Annotated in this window: 15 protein-coding genes and 3 pseudogenes; 13 read left to right on the top strand and 5 right to left on the bottom strand. The window is 68.1% G+C overall.

Annotation, left to right across the window (positions count from 1 at the left end):
• Together AB0I18_RS41965 and AB0I18_RS41960 are read right to left on the bottom strand one after the other, a co-directional pair.
• Window positions 1-536: (2Fe-2S)-binding protein (locus AB0I18_RS41965; protein ID WP_363111023.1), on the bottom strand; the 536-nt coding region annotated here is incomplete at its 3' end.
• Between the two features lie 700 nt (window positions 537-1,236).
• Window positions 1,237-2,308: pseudogene (locus AB0I18_RS41960) on the bottom strand (IS110 family transposase); the annotation flags it as partial.
• Window positions 2,309-2,556: 248 nt separating this feature from the next.
• Here AB0I18_RS41960 and AB0I18_RS41955 point away from each other — a divergent pair.
• The 3 genes from AB0I18_RS41955 (at window position 2,557) to AB0I18_RS41945 (ending at window position 4,744) form a co-directional block, all read left to right on the top strand.
• Window positions 2,557-3,159 (top strand): TnsA-like heteromeric transposase endonuclease subunit, encoded by a 603-nt coding sequence (locus tag AB0I18_RS41955; RefSeq protein WP_363111026.1) that lies wholly within the window; start codon window positions 2,557-2,559, stop codon window positions 3,157-3,159.
• 91 nt (window positions 3,160-3,250) lie between these two features.
• Window positions 3,251-4,444: a helix-turn-helix domain-containing protein gene (locus AB0I18_RS41950; RefSeq protein ID WP_363111022.1), complete on the top strand. Its 1,194-nt coding sequence runs from the start codon at window positions 3,251-3,253 to the stop codon at window positions 4,442-4,444.
• A gap of 9 nt (window positions 4,445-4,453) precedes the next feature.
• Window positions 4,454-4,744, top strand: a complete 291-nt coding sequence (locus AB0I18_RS41945) for a hypothetical protein (protein ID WP_363111021.1) — start codon at window positions 4,454-4,456, stop codon at window positions 4,742-4,744.
• Between the two features lie 326 nt (window positions 4,745-5,070).
• Here AB0I18_RS41945 and AB0I18_RS41940 read toward each other — a convergent pair whose 3' ends face one another.
• Window positions 5,071-5,391 (bottom strand): hypothetical protein, encoded by a 321-nt coding sequence (locus tag AB0I18_RS41940; RefSeq protein ID WP_363111020.1) that lies wholly within the window; start codon window positions 5,389-5,391, stop codon window positions 5,071-5,073.
• A 274-nt stretch (window positions 5,392-5,665) separates the two neighbouring features.
• On the opposite strand from AB0I18_RS41940, the gene AB0I18_RS41935 reads away from it, so the two are divergent.
• The 7 genes and pseudogenes from AB0I18_RS41935 to AB0I18_RS41905 form a co-directional block, all read left to right on the top strand.
• On the top strand, window positions 5,666-6,460 hold the full coding sequence (locus AB0I18_RS41935) for a hypothetical protein (RefSeq protein WP_363111019.1): 795 nt from the start codon (window positions 5,666-5,668) through the stop codon (window positions 6,458-6,460).
• Window positions 6,453-6,839 (top strand): GntR family transcriptional regulator, encoded by a 387-nt coding sequence (locus AB0I18_RS41930; protein WP_363111018.1) that lies wholly within the window; start codon window positions 6,453-6,455, stop codon window positions 6,837-6,839. Before AB0I18_RS41935 ends, AB0I18_RS41930 begins: the two co-directional genes overlap by 8 nt.
• A 415-nt stretch (window positions 6,840-7,254) precedes the next feature.
• Window positions 7,255-7,680 carry a transposase family protein gene (locus AB0I18_RS41925; protein ID WP_363111017.1) on the top strand — a complete coding sequence of 142 codons (426 nt, stop codon included), beginning with the start codon at window positions 7,255-7,257 and terminating at the stop codon, window positions 7,678-7,680.
• 23 nt (window positions 7,681-7,703) lie between these two features.
• Window positions 7,704-8,189 carry a helix-turn-helix domain-containing protein gene (locus tag AB0I18_RS41920; RefSeq protein ID WP_363111016.1) on the top strand — a complete coding sequence of 162 codons (486 nt, stop codon included), beginning with the start codon at window positions 7,704-7,706 and terminating at the stop codon, window positions 8,187-8,189.
• Between the two features lie 172 nt (window positions 8,190-8,361).
• A pseudogene (locus AB0I18_RS41915) lies at window positions 8,362-8,677 on the top strand (S-(hydroxymethyl)mycothiol dehydrogenase); the annotation flags it as partial.
• Window positions 8,677-9,309: an MBL fold metallo-hydrolase gene (locus AB0I18_RS41910; RefSeq protein WP_363111015.1), complete on the top strand. Its 633-nt coding sequence runs from the start codon at window positions 8,677-8,679 to the stop codon at window positions 9,307-9,309. The pseudogene AB0I18_RS41915 and the gene AB0I18_RS41910, both read left to right, overlap by 1 nt.
• Window positions 9,310-9,386: 77 nt before the next feature.
• A pseudogene (locus tag AB0I18_RS41905) lies at window positions 9,387-9,744 on the top strand (transposase family protein); the annotation flags it as partial.
• Between the two features lie 408 nt (window positions 9,745-10,152).
• Here AB0I18_RS41905 and AB0I18_RS41900 read toward each other — a convergent pair.
• Window positions 10,153-10,605, bottom strand: a complete 453-nt coding sequence (locus AB0I18_RS41900) for a peptidoglycan-binding domain-containing protein (RefSeq protein WP_363111014.1) — start codon at window positions 10,603-10,605, stop codon at window positions 10,153-10,155.
• Window positions 10,606-10,903: 298 nt separating this feature from the next.
• Here AB0I18_RS41900 and AB0I18_RS41895 point away from each other — a divergent pair, with 298 nt between their 5' ends.
• Window positions 10,904-11,260 (top strand): hypothetical protein, encoded by a 357-nt coding sequence (locus tag AB0I18_RS41895; protein ID WP_363111013.1) that lies wholly within the window; start codon window positions 10,904-10,906, stop codon window positions 11,258-11,260.
• 60 nt (window positions 11,261-11,320) lie between these two features.
• Here the strand turns inward: AB0I18_RS41895 and AB0I18_RS41890 are convergent, their stop codons facing one another.
• A complete protein-coding gene (locus tag AB0I18_RS41890) occupies window positions 11,321-11,719 on the bottom strand; it encodes a carbonic anhydrase (protein ID WP_363111025.1) in 399 nt (132 codons plus the stop codon).
• Window positions 11,720-12,162: 443 nt separating this feature from the next.
• On the opposite strand from AB0I18_RS41890, the gene AB0I18_RS41885 reads away from it, so the two are divergent.
• Window positions 12,163-12,717, top strand: a complete 555-nt coding sequence (locus AB0I18_RS41885; protein ID WP_363111012.1) for an RNA polymerase sigma factor — start codon at window positions 12,163-12,165, stop codon at window positions 12,715-12,717.
• The gene (locus AB0I18_RS41880) at window positions 12,714-13,319 is read left to right on the top strand and encodes a hypothetical protein (protein ID WP_363111011.1); all 606 of its coding nucleotides are present in this window, start codon (window positions 12,714-12,716) and stop codon (window positions 13,317-13,319) included. Before AB0I18_RS41885 ends, AB0I18_RS41880 begins: the two co-directional genes overlap by 4 nt.
• The last annotated feature ends 146 nt before the right edge of the window (window positions 13,320-13,465 follow it).

The following is a 13,465-nucleotide window of genomic DNA, read 5'->3' as shown; positions in this document are numbered from 1 at the left end:
TCCTGGATGCACCCGACACCGGACACGATCTGCCCCGGTGTGCAGAAGCCGCACTGGAAGGCGTCCTGGTCGATGAACGCCTGCTGCAACGGATGAAGCCGGTCGCCCTTGGCCAGGCCCTCGATGGTGGTGACCTCGGCGCCCTCCAGACGCACCGCCAGCGTCAGACAGGAGTTGACTCGCTGCCCGTCGACCAGGACCGTGCAAGCCCCGCAGGCACCCGCGTTGCAGCCCTTCTTCGAACCGGTCAGGCCCAGGCGCTCGCGCAGCAGGTCGAGGAGCGAGGTGCGGTTGTCGACCGTGACGGCGCGCCGGACACCGTTGACCGTCAAGGAGACGCGGCTGCCGGGAGCCGCCTCGGCAGCCACCGCCGCCTCGGTGCCGAGCGGAGGCGGCCCGGCGACCAGGCCGCTGGCCACGACCGTTCCGCCGATGGCCGTGCTCGTGGCGATAAAGGTACGTCGCGACGGCGCAGAGGGGGACGCAGGGAGGTCGGCGGGGGAAGTCAAGGCTGGGTCGGGACGTTCGGTGGACATGTCCACGCTCCCTCGGTGTGGGTACGGGTGGCCGTGAAGGGTGTAGCGGTGGTCGCGTCGATCGCGAGGGTGCACCGGGTGCTCAGACGGGCTGTTCCAGGTAACAGGAGGCAGTCAAGGGGGCGTGTCGTCGGCCGGCAGGGTGGATTCGGCGACCGGAGGGCGTCGAGCACGGCGGGCAGGTGACTCCGGGCTCGGCACGCAGGCCGGCTCTCCCCAGCCGTGGACCGGCGGGAACGGCCCGCGTCACGCACGAATCAGCTGGACTGGAGCGAGGGCACCGAGGGTGAGCAGGCGGTTGTCCTTGGATGGAGTGGCCTTGGCGAGCGGCGCGACGTCTTCGTGCGTGCCGAGATGCGCGCATGACGTCCAAGGCTCTGTCGGCCGTGTGTGGTTCGAGGGCCAGGTCGTCAAGCCCATCCGCTCGTCGGGCCACCAGGACGAAGTCGCAGTCGGCGACCGGGGTAATGGTTTGGGGCACCCACCCAGCCTTCACCACTTGACTCACCGTCATCCAGCGGCTGTTGTACCAAGCATGTTTATATCCGCCCCGACGAACATGCGGTGGCGTCCGCACCCGGGTCACGGCCGGGTCCTCCGCTGAGCCGCCGGGCCCGGCTGATGGGCATTGTGCGGGGGGTGCCCCTATCTCTTTCGCCAAGGGGCGGGTCGGTTGATTGGTGATGTTTTTGGCGGTTTGGGGGACGGCTTGAGGTTCGAAGTACGTCCCGTCGCGGAGCATCGCGAAGAGCACGTCGACGCAGCGGCGTGCGAGACACATCAGGGCCTGCTTGTGCCGCTTGCCCTCGGCCTTCTTCCGCTCGTAGTAGGCCCGGGAGGCCGGGTCGGACAGTGAGCGAACGCGGCGAGGAAGAAGGCCCGTTTCAGGTGCTTGTTGCCTCTGCGGGACGGGCTTTCGCCGCGGATCGAGGACCCCGACCGCCTGGTCACCGGAGCGAGCCCGGCATAGGCGGCGAGGTGGCCTGCGGTCGGGAAGGCGGTGCCGTCACCGACGTCGATGAGGATCCTGGCTCCGGTCCTGACGCCTATCCCCGGCATCGACGTCAGGAGCTCGGAAAGAGGGTGCGACTTGAGCAACTCCTCGATGTCCGCGGCCAGTTCCTTGCGCTGGTCGAGCAGGCCGGCCAGGTTCTTCGCGAGCTTGGGCACGATCACCGCGGCTGCGTCGGTCCCCGTGACGACGACGGTCTGCTCGTCGAGTGCGGTGAAGATGTCCTCGACCAGCCGCTCGGCCATTCTGGGCGCCTTCGGCCGCAGCAGCGTGATCAGGCGCCGTCGTCCGGCCTTGCGGATCGCCTTGGGCGAGCCGAACTGTTCCAGCAGCGTGAGCACGGCCGGGTGCTGGATGCGTGGCCCCAGGACCCGTTCGAGGTGCGGGTGGATCTGGGTGAGCAGGCCGCGGAGCCGGTTCGCGACCCGGGTGACCTCGCCCGCGAGGTCGTCGTCGAACCCGACGATCATGTGGAGTTCGGCGATGGTTTCGTCCGTCAGCTCGATCGAGCGGAGCGTGTGGGGCATGGTGCGGGCGGCGTCCGCGATGATCGCCGCGTCGCGGGCGTCGGTCTTGCCCTCACCGGGATAGAGGTCCGCGATCCGCCGCATCGTCAGGCCCGGCAGATAGCCACCTCGCAGCCCGCGTCGCGGGCTACGGCCAGTGGCAGAGCACCGATCGAGGCGGGCTGGTCCACGACGACCAGGACCCGGCCGTACTTGGCCGTGAGCTTGTCGAGCATGGCCCGCAGCTCCTCATCAGTGGTCGAGTCGTCGTGCGGCCCCGGGAGGCCAGGTGTCACAGGAACCATCGAAGGCAACCACCCCCAAGCCATACCCGGGGCCACTGGATCCTCCGGACCGTACGACAGCCCATCCGACCCATCAACAACGTAGGACCACCCCCGGGTCATGGTCGACAGGGGGCAAAAGTCATGCCGGGCCAGAAGGCCGGGAGCCCCAAGATCAGGGCCGTCTAGAAGGTCGGGGGGTGGCGGTTGTGGAAGCCATGGTCAGCACTCGGAGTCGAAGCGGTGGTATCCGCTACCAGCCGTGGGCGGCTGTGACGGTTGAGGCTCTTGAGTCAGCGGTGCCGTGGCGGACCTTCCGCTGGTACCAGGGGCAACGGCATTACTCGGGGACGTACTGGTCGGCGACCACGCGTTCTCACGTCAGGTATGAATCGCGGCTGGAATTGGCGCGTTTATTGTTCGCCGATTTTGATCCCTGGGTCCAGTGCATTGCCGCCCAGCCGTTCTTGTTGGAATCTGTAGTAGAGGGAAAGCTGCGTAAGCACATCCCGGATTTCCTGCTGACAGCGAAGAAGGATCTGGTCGTCGTGGACGTCAAGCCGCGTCGACGGCTGTCGAGGCCGGAGGTGGCTCTCACATTCGCCTGGACCCGGCAGGCGGTGGAGTGTCGCGGCTGGCGTTACGAAGTGTGGAGTGAGCCGTTACGGACAGAGCTGGAGAACGTCCGCTTCTTGGCGGGTTATCCGCCGTGCTTGGCTGTTCAGTCCCGTCCTCCTTCGGGAGATACGCGCCGCTCAGTTGGATGGTGTCGTGCTGGGGGATGCCGTCGGGCGTTTTGCTGGGCATGCCGAGGGGTGTGAAGGCCACGCTGTGCCATCTGCTGTGGACGCACGAGTTGAGCTTCGACCTGGCCCTCCCGCTGGGGCCCTCGACCGTGCTGGGGAGCTTGCGGTGAGTGGCACTGCTGGTACGCGTGTCGGTGTGGGAACCCGCTTCCTCTACGACGGCCAGGCGTTCGAGGTGGTCGAACTGGCGGCGACCACGGCGGGCAACGAGGTGGTCCTGAGCGACGCGCACGGCCGTATACAGCGCCTGACACTGAAGGAACTGCTGTTTTCCGACCGCGCCCGCGTGATCCCCGATGGTCCCGGTCCTTCTGGAACGGATGCCGAGGACATCGCCTCGGTGATCCTCGACCAGCTCAGCCACGACGAGCGCGTGTTGGCCATCGAGCGAGCCGGTCATGTGCGGGAGGTTCTGACCGGCTTCCGCTCGGGCAGCTCCGAGCTGGCGGTCGGCGGTGAACCCCGGGAGCCGTACGGCCTGTCGGTGCCGATGGAAAGCAGGAAGGCGGCCAAGGCAGCAGAACTCGGCGTCACGGTACGCACCGTCGAGCGGTGGCTCGCCGACTTTCGACGGCATGGCGAGGCCGGCCTCGCACCGAGGCGGAAGCGATCGGGGGCTCTGCGGCCCGCGGCCGACCAGCGGTGGGTGGAGACGGCGTTGGAGGTGATGGTCGAGCACACGGGTGAGTCGAAGCCGTCGCGGACGCTGGTGATCGAACGCACCCGGGCCCGGGTGATTGCCCGGTTCGGTCCGGAGGTCGTACGGCAGCCGAGCAGGGCGACGGCGTTTCGGATCCTGGCCGGGCTGGAGGCGCGGCATCCGCGGTTCCGGCTGAGCACGCAGCGCAACAGGGACATCGCCGCCCGCCGGGAGGGGCCGAACGGGAAGCTGCGGCCGACGCGGCCGGGTGAGTACGTGCTGATGGACACCACCCGCCTGGACGTGTTCGCGTTCGACCCGCAGACGTTGCGCTGGGTGCAGGCCGAGTTGACGGTGGCGATGGACTGGTACACCCTCTGCATCACGGGGCTGCGCCTGACTCCGGTATCGACGAAGGCGGTGGCTGTCAGTGCGGTCCTGTTCCAGTGTGCGGGCCTGGCGGCGGGGCGGGATGGATGCCCTGGTCTCTGCGGGGCCGCCGAAACTGCCCAAGCTCTCCGATGGCCAGTTCGCCGAACTGGAAAAGGAGTTGGCGCTCGGGCCTGCCGAGCACGGCTGGGAGGACCAGCGGTGGACCGTGGCGCGGATCAGAGCGGTGATCGCAGCACCAACCACCGCCAGCCCGCGCGGTGCTCCTAGGATGCCGGGATGCCGAAGCCGTTACGGATGAGCCGCCGCACGTGGGTCGCCGCGTGGGCGGTGCTGTGCGCGGCCGCTATAGCCGCCACCGCCGCACTCAACACCTCCCCGGCGCCTGACCCGCAGCCCGAGAAGCCCGTCAGCGCCGAGTGCGCCGAGTACATCGCGGACATCGAGACGCAACTGGCCAAAGCCAAGCAGGAAGGCAATGACGACGGCGTGTTGTCCTTCACACGAACCCCGGTCGGCGCGTACGACTGCAGCGACGAATTCCTCGACCACTTCAGCGCCGACCGGTGAACCGCGTTAAAGGACTCGCCGCGATAGCGGGGCTGATCTGCGCCGGTGCCGTGACGGTCATCGCCCTGAGCCCTGAGCCCTGAGTCCTGGGCCGGAACCGGAGCCCACACCGCCGCGGGTGTACTTCGCCTGCCTGGCAGCCGACACCAAGCCGATGCCTGCGGTAGCCGAAGAAGTCGGTCACGCCCAGGTGTTGATCGCACTCAATGTCGCCGAGACCCTCGGTGCGCTCGGACACGGGGCATAGTCGAGGCTCCCGTACGGCTGCTCCCGATCTGTCTGCGGGACGAGCGATCCGGCCTCGACCCGGCCGCGAAGGCCTGGGGTCACGCTGATGTTCCGCGGACCTCGTACCAGACCACCGTGTGCTGCCTACGGCGCTCGTGCGACCGCTTGACGTAGCAGGGCCAGCGGCTGCGGTCCTCGTCGAGGATGAGGACGAGTCGCTCACCGATGTTCAGAGGTAGTGGCTCGCCACCGTCCACCGTGAGTGGTCCCAGCTCGGCCGTCCACTCGGGTAGCGGGCCCTTCGGCGGGTTCTCTGTGGTGCGGTCCTCGGTGACCGTCAACTCGGCGGACACCGAGACGACCGAGCCGTCCTCGCGCTCCGCCTGAGCTCTGCCTTCGTACGCTTCGGGCAGCTCCATGACATCAGTCTCCGGCGCTCGCGCGGCTTCGACCACTTGGCCGACTACGACGTCGGCCAGAAGTTGGGCGGCTCCACCCACCGCGGGCCGCCTCCCCGTCGAACCGGCCGCCTCCCCGTCCGCCGGCCGCTCCCCCGTCGCGTCACGGGAACCGCCCCGCTCCGAAACCGTTCTTCCCCTCGCACCGCCTTGTATCGAATGTTTGACACAAGATCCCCGGCCACGGCATCTTGTACTCACCGCTTGATACAAGATGATCCGGGGGGATCTCCGCATGCTCGACACCGCCCCGCCCCAGTACCGGTTGCTCGACCACGCCGACCACTACGCCCGCTGGTCCGGTCTGGCCATCGGCCTCGTGGTCGCGCAGGCGCTGTCCACACTGGGGGACGTCGAGTTCGAGCAGCGCGTCGTGTTCTGCCTCACGGCCTTCGGCCTGTGCGCGGTGGCGGGTGTCCTGCTCGCCGACGCCCTGACCCTGCGCCCCCAGGAGGCGGTACGCACCGCGAGTCTCGCACCACGCCTGGTCAGAGACCATGTGCCGCCGCACATGGGTCCCCTGATCGCCCTCCAGGGGCTCTCCCTCGTCGTCCTGCTGGTGATCACGGCCGCCACGGCCTCCGTCGACCCCGACCGCGTCTTCAGCACGGGGAAGGTCCTCACCCTCACCTGCAACGGGATGCGGGCGACCGCCGGCCCCTGGCCCGGCCTGTACTACACCCTCCCGATGTTCGGCGCGCTCGCCATAGCCACCCCCACCTGCGTCTGGGCCCTGCGCCGCATCGCTCACGGTCCGGGTGAGGAGCAGCAGCGCCGCGACCGCGCGTGGGCGGTCACCGGCGCCTGGGGCCTGTTGGTGTCCAGCCAGCAGCTGTACGCCGTGCTGATGGTCTCCCTCGCGCTGACGGAGACGGGCTGCGCCAACGCGCTGGGCGTGCTCACCTTCTGGGTGTTCTACCCGCTGGCCCTGCTGAACCTGTTCACCGCCGTCTGGTCCCTGGTCACCGTGGTGGCACCGCGGGCCGTCGCCGACGAGGCGGCGGCAGAGGGGTCCTACGACGATGAGTGAGGCCGCCGTCCGCGTCGACACCACCAGCCAGGTCCCGCCGTACGAGCAGATCCGCGCGCAGCTCGCCGCGCTGATCGTCACCGGGCGGCTGGCCGAGGGCGACCGGCTGCCGACCGTGCGCCAGCTGGCCACGGACCTCGGGCTGGCACCGGGCACCGTCGCCCGCGCCTACCGTGAGCTGGAGGCCGGCGAGCTGATCCGCACCCGTCGGGGCGCGGGCACCCGGGTGGCGGCGCCGCCACCCGGCCCGACCCGCCCGCACACTGTCCAACTCGCCACTCTCGCCCGTGACTTCACTTCGTCCGCCCGCGCCCTGGGCGCCGACACCGAGGCCATTCTGACCGCCGTCCGCGACGCCCTGGGCCCGGACCGTGCCTAGTGCTGGAGGGCCTGCGAGGGGCCCGGGTGGGGTTGTTCAGCCAGTAGCGGCGAGGTTGGCCACCTGAGCGGCGAACCGGGCACGTCGCTGCTCGGTGAAGCGCTCGGGTTCGGCGGCCTTGATCTCCGGGATCAGCATGACGGCGGAGGAGACCTTTCCGCCGGTGAGTAGTGGGTGGAGCTGGTAGAGGCCGTCCTGGTTTCGTAAGCGGGGGTGAGCAACGTTTGTCGATGGTTCTTGGGTTCTGGCAAAGATCTTGGGGAGCCGTCGCAGAGCGTTACCCGTTGTTCGATTGCGAGGAGACGGGTTCGCGTGAGACCGCGTACGCCTTGTGGCCTAACGCCCGGAGTTGACGCTCCCTCAGGTACCTGCCGCCCGCTGCCGCAGCCGGTTGTGGCCGGTGATGGTGCTGGTCATGCAGACCGATGCACCGTTCTGGGACTGGCTGGTGTTCGACGGAATCGATGATGTGGATGTCGAGGCGGTCACAGCCGCGTTCGGCACGGTCGAGGTGGCGGCGAGAGGCCGCGCGGCCGGCTCTGTATGTCCGGACTGCGACCGCTTCTCGGACCGAGTCCACGACCGCTACCAGCGCAGGCTGAAGGACCTTCCACTCGCTGAGCAGGGCTTCGTGATCCGGCTGACGGTCCGGCGCTTCATCTGCGGAGCGGCGGACTGCCCGCGCCGGACATTCGCCGAGCCGTTCTCGCGGCTCGCCGCTCCGCACGCACGATTCACCACGCGGCTCAACCGCGCCCTGGAGCGAGGGGGGGGCTCGCGCTGGCCGGGCGGGCCGGCGCCCGGCTGGCGGCCCAGCTGGGCTTCGGAGCCGACCGGATGACCTTGTTACGGAGGGTCATTGCATTGCCCGATCCGCAGTTCGGTACTCCGCGCGTGCTGGGCGTGGACGACTTCGCGATCCGCCGCGGCCAGACTTACTCCACCGTCTTGACCAGCGTCGAAGACCATCGCGTGGTCGACGTACTCCCGACCCGCGAGGCCGGGCCGCTGGCCGCCTGGCTGACTCGCCACCCCGGCGTGGAGACCTGCGTTGCCGCCCACCGCGACTGCCTGCGCAATCCTTCGCCCAGCAGCATTTTGCCGGAGGCCACCGGAGGGGCTTCCGGTCGGCCGCAGGACGACTCGGCACCCTTGGGTCGACGGGCCGGGCGGAAGAAGGCAGCACACGCCCTGGTCCACGAGCTGCTTGCTCAAGGTCACTCACGCCGGGCGATCGCCCGGCACCTGGGCTGGGGCCTCAACACCGTGCTCAGATACGCGAACGCCGGCACGCTGGCAGGACACCTTCCGCGAGTATCCGCCCCGGCCCAGCAGACTGGATCCCTATAAGCCCTACCTGGAGCGGCGATTCGCCGCAGGATGCACCAGCGTCACCCGAGCCCGCGGAGACTCAATGACCGATGGCACCGGAACCGAAGGACAAGTTAGACACGTGACGACACACATAGTCGGGGCGGCACAGCCTGCTTCGGCCGTCGGCATTGTGAACGGACCGGTAAAGACCGACCCCGTCGAGGCGATCCGTGAGCTGACCGAGGGCTTCGGAGCCGACGTCGTCATCGAGGCCGTAGGCCGCCCCTGACATGAGACTCGAACTGCCGTTGCTGGACATCTTCGGGCGCGGCGGAGCCCTCAAATCGTCCTGGTACGGCGACTGCCTGCCCTCCCGCGACTTCCCGATGCTCATCGACCTCTACCGCCAGGGCCGCCTGGACCTGGACGCCTTCGTCACCGAGGCCATTGCCCTGGACGAGGTCGAGGACGCCTTCGCTCGTATGCACAAGGGCGACGTCCTGCGCTCGGTGGTGACGTTCTGATGGCCTGCGCTCGCATCGAAGGGGTCGTCACCTCTGGCACGTTCAGCCTGGACGGCGGAACCTGGGACGTCGACAACAATGTCTGGATCGTCGGCGACGACCATGAGGCCGTAGTCATCGATGCCGCCCATGACGCCGGCGCCATACTGGCAGCCGTCGGCGACCGGCGGCTCACGGCCATCGTCTGCACCCACGCCTACAACGACCACGTCAACGCGGCACCTGCCCTGGCCGACGCGACCGAAGCACGCGTCCTTGTCCACCTCGACGACCGGATGCTGTGGAAGCACACCCATCCGGATCGCGATCCAGGCGGCTACCTGTCCGACAACCAGCGTATACAGGTCGCCGGCACCGAACTACAGGTGCTTCACACTCCCGGCCACAGCCCTGGAGGCATCTGCCTCTATGCGCCTCTACTGAATACCGTCTTCACCGGCGACACGCTCTTCGCCGGCGGCCCGGGCGCCACTGGACGGACGTACTCGGATTTCCCCACCATCATCCGCTCCATCCGGGACCGACTCCTTACTCTGCCTACCACCACGGAAGTACGCACCGGACACGGCGAGAACACCATCATCAGCACCGAAGCCCCCCACCTCGCGGAGTGGATCGCCCGCGGTAACTGAACCTCTTTCATCCTGCGCCATGGGGATGAAATGGGCTGGTCAGATGGGGTGACATGGCGAAGCCCCCCGTCGATGGTGTGGTGATCTCACTCAGCACGCCATCGGCCGGGGGCTTTCGTGGTTCCGTACCCTTCCATGCTCGACGTCCCGTACGAGCTGGTTGAGCACGTCTCGTGGCCCATCTACGCCCGAAGGCATGAACTTCGCACGCCTTGGCGGAAGTTGGGGGGCTTCAAGCAAGCCCTGCTGGCTCTGGCCCACCTGCGGAAGAACGAGACCCTCGCCCAGGTGGCCGCCGGTTTCGGAGTGTCGGAAGCGACAGCCTGGCGCTACGTCGGCAAGACCGTGGAGGTGCTGGCCGCATGGGCGCCGGGCTTGCACGAAGCCCTCGTCGGTCTGGGAGAGGGCAACTTCATCATCATCGACGGGACGCTTCGTCGTGGCTTCAGGAGTGGAAGGCAGGGGCACACTGAATCGGTCCCAGCCACGGGAAACGATCACACAGCAGATGGGAAGCGATTTCAAACCGTTCCCCGTACCGCAGGCCCAACCTATTCGTGAACACTCCTGCAGGACAGCCGGTACGCCTTCCAGCTCGCAGTGGCCCAGGAGTCCTTTTGTCGCAGCCTTGTACCCGTGGGTGAACGCGAGATAGCCCTGGACGCACTCGCCTTCGGCCTGCGACGTGGGATAGCCGGGGTGGAGCCCCGCAAGCCGTCGAGTGAACGCCGCCGCGCACCACGGCGGCGTCCGAATCCGAGCCGCGCATCCCCTGGCCAGGGGATGCGGACCGAACTGTTCCGTAGGTCCACGCCGGGGCCCGGGCGGTGGATCGGCTGTTCGTCAGGTGCAGCTGATCCGTGCCCCGGTTTCTATGCTGTAGTTCGCCCACACCATCGCATTCCGCGTATTGGGACCGTAATCGCCGTCCGCCCTGACACCCACCTTCTTCTGAACGGCGACGAGCGCTGACTCGGTGAGGTCTCCGAAGTCCCCATCCGTTGCCAGCCTGTATCCGTAGCAGGAATTCAGGTTCTTCTGGAGGGCGCGGACGGCCGTGTTGCTCATCCCCCAGTCCAGCCAGCAATTGGACCCGTCGCCGGTGGCGTAGGGGACGTACTTGTACGAGGTGGGGTTTGTGACTTTGTTGTAAAGGTAAGCCCCGTAGCTGCAAGGGGAGTCAGCCGCAGCGGCGGCCGCAGACGGCGCGCCGGCGACAGCGCCGCCGAGGAGGCCGACCAGAAGGGCCCCCGCGGCCGTAGCCGACTTGGCGCGCCCGCTTCGGATTCTGATCAATTTTGCTCCACCTTCCGATTGCCGGGCGAATCGCCCGAGTTCCTGCACGACGGGAGTACGGGTGCGACTGAAGCAGCGCGAACTCATGAGATCAGTGGCTTGATGCCGGATGCCCCTGCCGGTGTCGGCCCCGTACGACAGGCACCGTAGCCCGGCCCGGTCGCTGAGTGTGCCGGTCGTTCGCCCCACAAGGACCGGCCGCCGCGCACACCGGAATCCGCGCAAGGAAGCGGGCGAGACCGCCTCTCGTTCACAGCCGTGATTTTTGAGCGCGACTGCCACTACCACCCTTGCTGCTATGCAGCATGAGGGATACGAGGGGAACGGGGCCGCTGAGCCGATAGACGGCCCCGGGTCCAGCGAGCGCCTGTTGATCCTGACCCTCGAGCGCTACGGGGTGTGGCTCCGGTCCAGCGTGGTCTGCCTGTGCGGTGCGCTGGGCGTCGTGTTGGCGGATGTGGCGGAGATTCCGCTGGCGATGTCTCTGCAGGTGCCCGCTGTCCTGGCCTGCGGTGTGCGCCTTTACGCGCTGCGCCACCCGCGTATGTTCCCGGCCGCCCTGCTGTGGACGTTGGACGCGGCCGTGGTGGTGCTGACGGGGCTGTTCCAGCCGGTGCTCGGTGGCGAGGGCGCGGATGTGATGGTGGAGGACTGAAGGCTGCGGGCCGGGTTGCCGACGGCTGTCGTACGGTACCGGCGGCGTCGCCCCGGCTTTCTACGCGATGGGGCTGAGGTGGTCCTGCGTGGGCAGTGATTCGACCTGCCCTGCCTCGTTGTAGAACCAGGCGTGCAGGCGTAATGCGTGGGTGGCCCGTCGTTCCGCCATGGTCGGGTATTCCAGCAGGTTGGCCATTTGCACCGTGAGGTGGGCACGTGCTGCGTTGTCGATCTGCAGTCGGCCCGGTACGCCTCGGGTGCCTTTCCCTGCCGCTTTTTCACACGCCGCCCGTGAATTCGCGGTCGTCAGCCAGCGTTTGGCTGCTGAGGGAAGAGAGGTCTTGCGGCGGTCGACGAGAAAGGACACGGCCGTGCAACCGGAATGGCCACATATGATGACGTCCCTCAGTTCGGGGTCCCGGAGTGCGTACTGGATGGCGGCCACGTCGCTGGAGATGATGTTGGCTCCGCTGCTCGGTGCCGTGGACGAGGACGGCGACCCGCCGCACGAGCCGTTCGGCGTCGCGCTCCGCGTCCTGGCGGCCGAGCTGCCCGGCCGCCAGGGCCACCACCCATTTCGGGAACAGCGCGGTGCTGGCTACCGGGAGTGCGCGGCCCCACAGCCGTCGTCGTCTGGTCGCTGCGGGTGCCGCGGCACTGGTTTGGCCAAGGATCAGCCCGCAGGCCACCGGGAGGGGAGTGTTCCAGGTGAAGGGCTGTATGTATCGCCACAACAGCATCAGGATGATGCTGGCGGCGAAGGCCTCTTCGCTTTCCCGGCAGGCCCGTCCTGTAACGCATTCGGCTCCCTGTTCCAAGTAGAAGTGACAGCAGGACGGACAACGGGAGGTTCACACCTTGGCATCCGACAGCAGAAGCCGGGGCGGTCCACCGGGAGAGATGTACGACTCGGCCGCCTTTGAGGTCTTCTATCGCCGCCATGTCGACACCGTCACCCGCTTCATGGCCAGGCGGGTCACCGACCCGCACACCGTCGCCGATCTCACCGCCGAGACCTTCCTCGCGGTGATCGACTCCGCCCGTGCCTACCGCCCCGACCTCGGGAGCGAGACGGCCTGGCTGTACGGCATCGCACGCAACGTGGTGGCCGCGGAAGCCCGAAGGAGCGCGCGTCAAAACGTGCTCGGGGGCCGTATCGCCGGCCGCCGGCTGCTGGAAGGCGACGACATCGGCCGGCTGGAGGAAAAGCTCGACGCCGAGGAGGCCGGGCGTCGCGCACTGGCTGCCCTGGACAGGCTCCCTGACGGCGAGCGCGCGGTGATCGAACTCGTCGCCGTCGACCAGCTGAGCATCACCGAGGCTGCCGTGGCGCTGGGCATACGCAAGGTCACCGCCCGGGTGCGGCTGCACCGGGCGCGCAGGTCGCTGCGCTCGGCGGCGGCCGGAGTCGGCGAGCAGCAGGCAGCACTCACCTACGCAGGGGGAGAGGCATGAGCGCCAGGACGACGAAGACCTTCGAGGACCGGCTGCTGAACGAACTCCAGCGGGAGATCGCTCTCAGGGCCGAGGACCCGCCGGTTCCGGAGCCGGTGAGCCGCCGCACGATCACCGGTCGCCGGGCGCTGGTCGCCCTCGCGGCGTGTGTCGCCGCGGCAGGGGGCGTGGTGGCGCTGCCGGCGTCGACGGGGGGAGCGCAGGCGTACGCCGTCGAGCGGCACGAGGACGGCAGTGTCACGGTCAGCATGGAGGAGATCCTGCTGAGCGGGGAGGAGAAGGAGGAACTGACCGAGCGGCTCCGGGCCGAGGGCATCAACGTGAGCGTGGACAAGCCCAGGAGCGGCTATGTCTGCGCACAGCCTCGCGGTGAGATCTACCCGCCGCGCTGGAGCCTGACCTCGTCGGGCGACCCCTCTGTGGTGACCAAGCACGAGTACACACTGCGTTCCGGTGACTCCCTGGTCTTCGAGGAGCCAGAACCGGCGGGTCGGGTCAGCCCTGCCGGAAGTGTCTACGCGGTCAAGGGGGCGGTGGAGCCCTGCGATGAGGTGCCCTGGGACGGGGAACGGGCATTCGAGGAGTCCCTGGAATCGAAGTAGGGCCGAGTGGCCCGTACGGCGCCACCGACTGTATGGGCCCTCGCTTCCCGCCTTCGAAACAATTCGACCCGTTGTCCCCTCGCTGCACTCCCTCTGTCTTTTGGCATGGCGATAAGCACATAGGTGGCTTCGGAACGACCGGTCGA

This window comes from Streptomyces sp. NPDC050704, assembly GCF_040654355.1.
GTDB lineage: Bacteria > Actinomycetota > Actinomycetes > Streptomycetales > Streptomycetaceae > Streptomyces.
This window is presented reverse-complemented; position numbering and strand designations above follow the sequence as displayed.

Coding starts and splice junctions, on each gene's coding strand:
- AB0I18_RS41955 (WP_363111026.1), top strand. CDS start 2,557: ATGGTCAGCACTCGGAGTCGAAGCGGTGGTATCCGCTACCAGCCGTGG.
- AB0I18_RS41945 (WP_363111021.1), top strand. CDS start 4,454: ATGCCGAAGCCGTTACGGATGAGCCGCCGCACGTGGGTCGCCGCGTGG.
- AB0I18_RS41940 (WP_363111020.1), bottom strand. CDS start 5,391: ATGGAGCTGCCCGAAGCGTACGAAGGCAGAGCTCAGGCGGAGCGCGAG.
- AB0I18_RS41935 (WP_363111019.1), top strand. CDS start 5,666: ATGCTCGACACCGCCCCGCCCCAGTACCGGTTGCTCGACCACGCCGAC.
- AB0I18_RS41930 (WP_363111018.1), top strand. CDS start 6,453: ATGAGTGAGGCCGCCGTCCGCGTCGACACCACCAGCCAGGTCCCGCCG.
- AB0I18_RS41925 (WP_363111017.1), top strand. CDS start 7,255: ATGCAGACCGATGCACCGTTCTGGGACTGGCTGGTGTTCGACGGAATC.
- AB0I18_RS41910 (WP_363111015.1), top strand. CDS start 8,677: ATGGCCTGCGCTCGCATCGAAGGGGTCGTCACCTCTGGCACGTTCAGC.
- AB0I18_RS41895 (WP_363111013.1), top strand. CDS start 10,904: ATGCAGCATGAGGGATACGAGGGGAACGGGGCCGCTGAGCCGATAGAC.
- AB0I18_RS41885 (WP_363111012.1), top strand. CDS start 12,163: ATGTACGACTCGGCCGCCTTTGAGGTCTTCTATCGCCGCCATGTCGAC.
- AB0I18_RS41880 (WP_363111011.1), top strand. CDS start 12,714: ATGAGCGCCAGGACGACGAAGACCTTCGAGGACCGGCTGCTGAACGAA.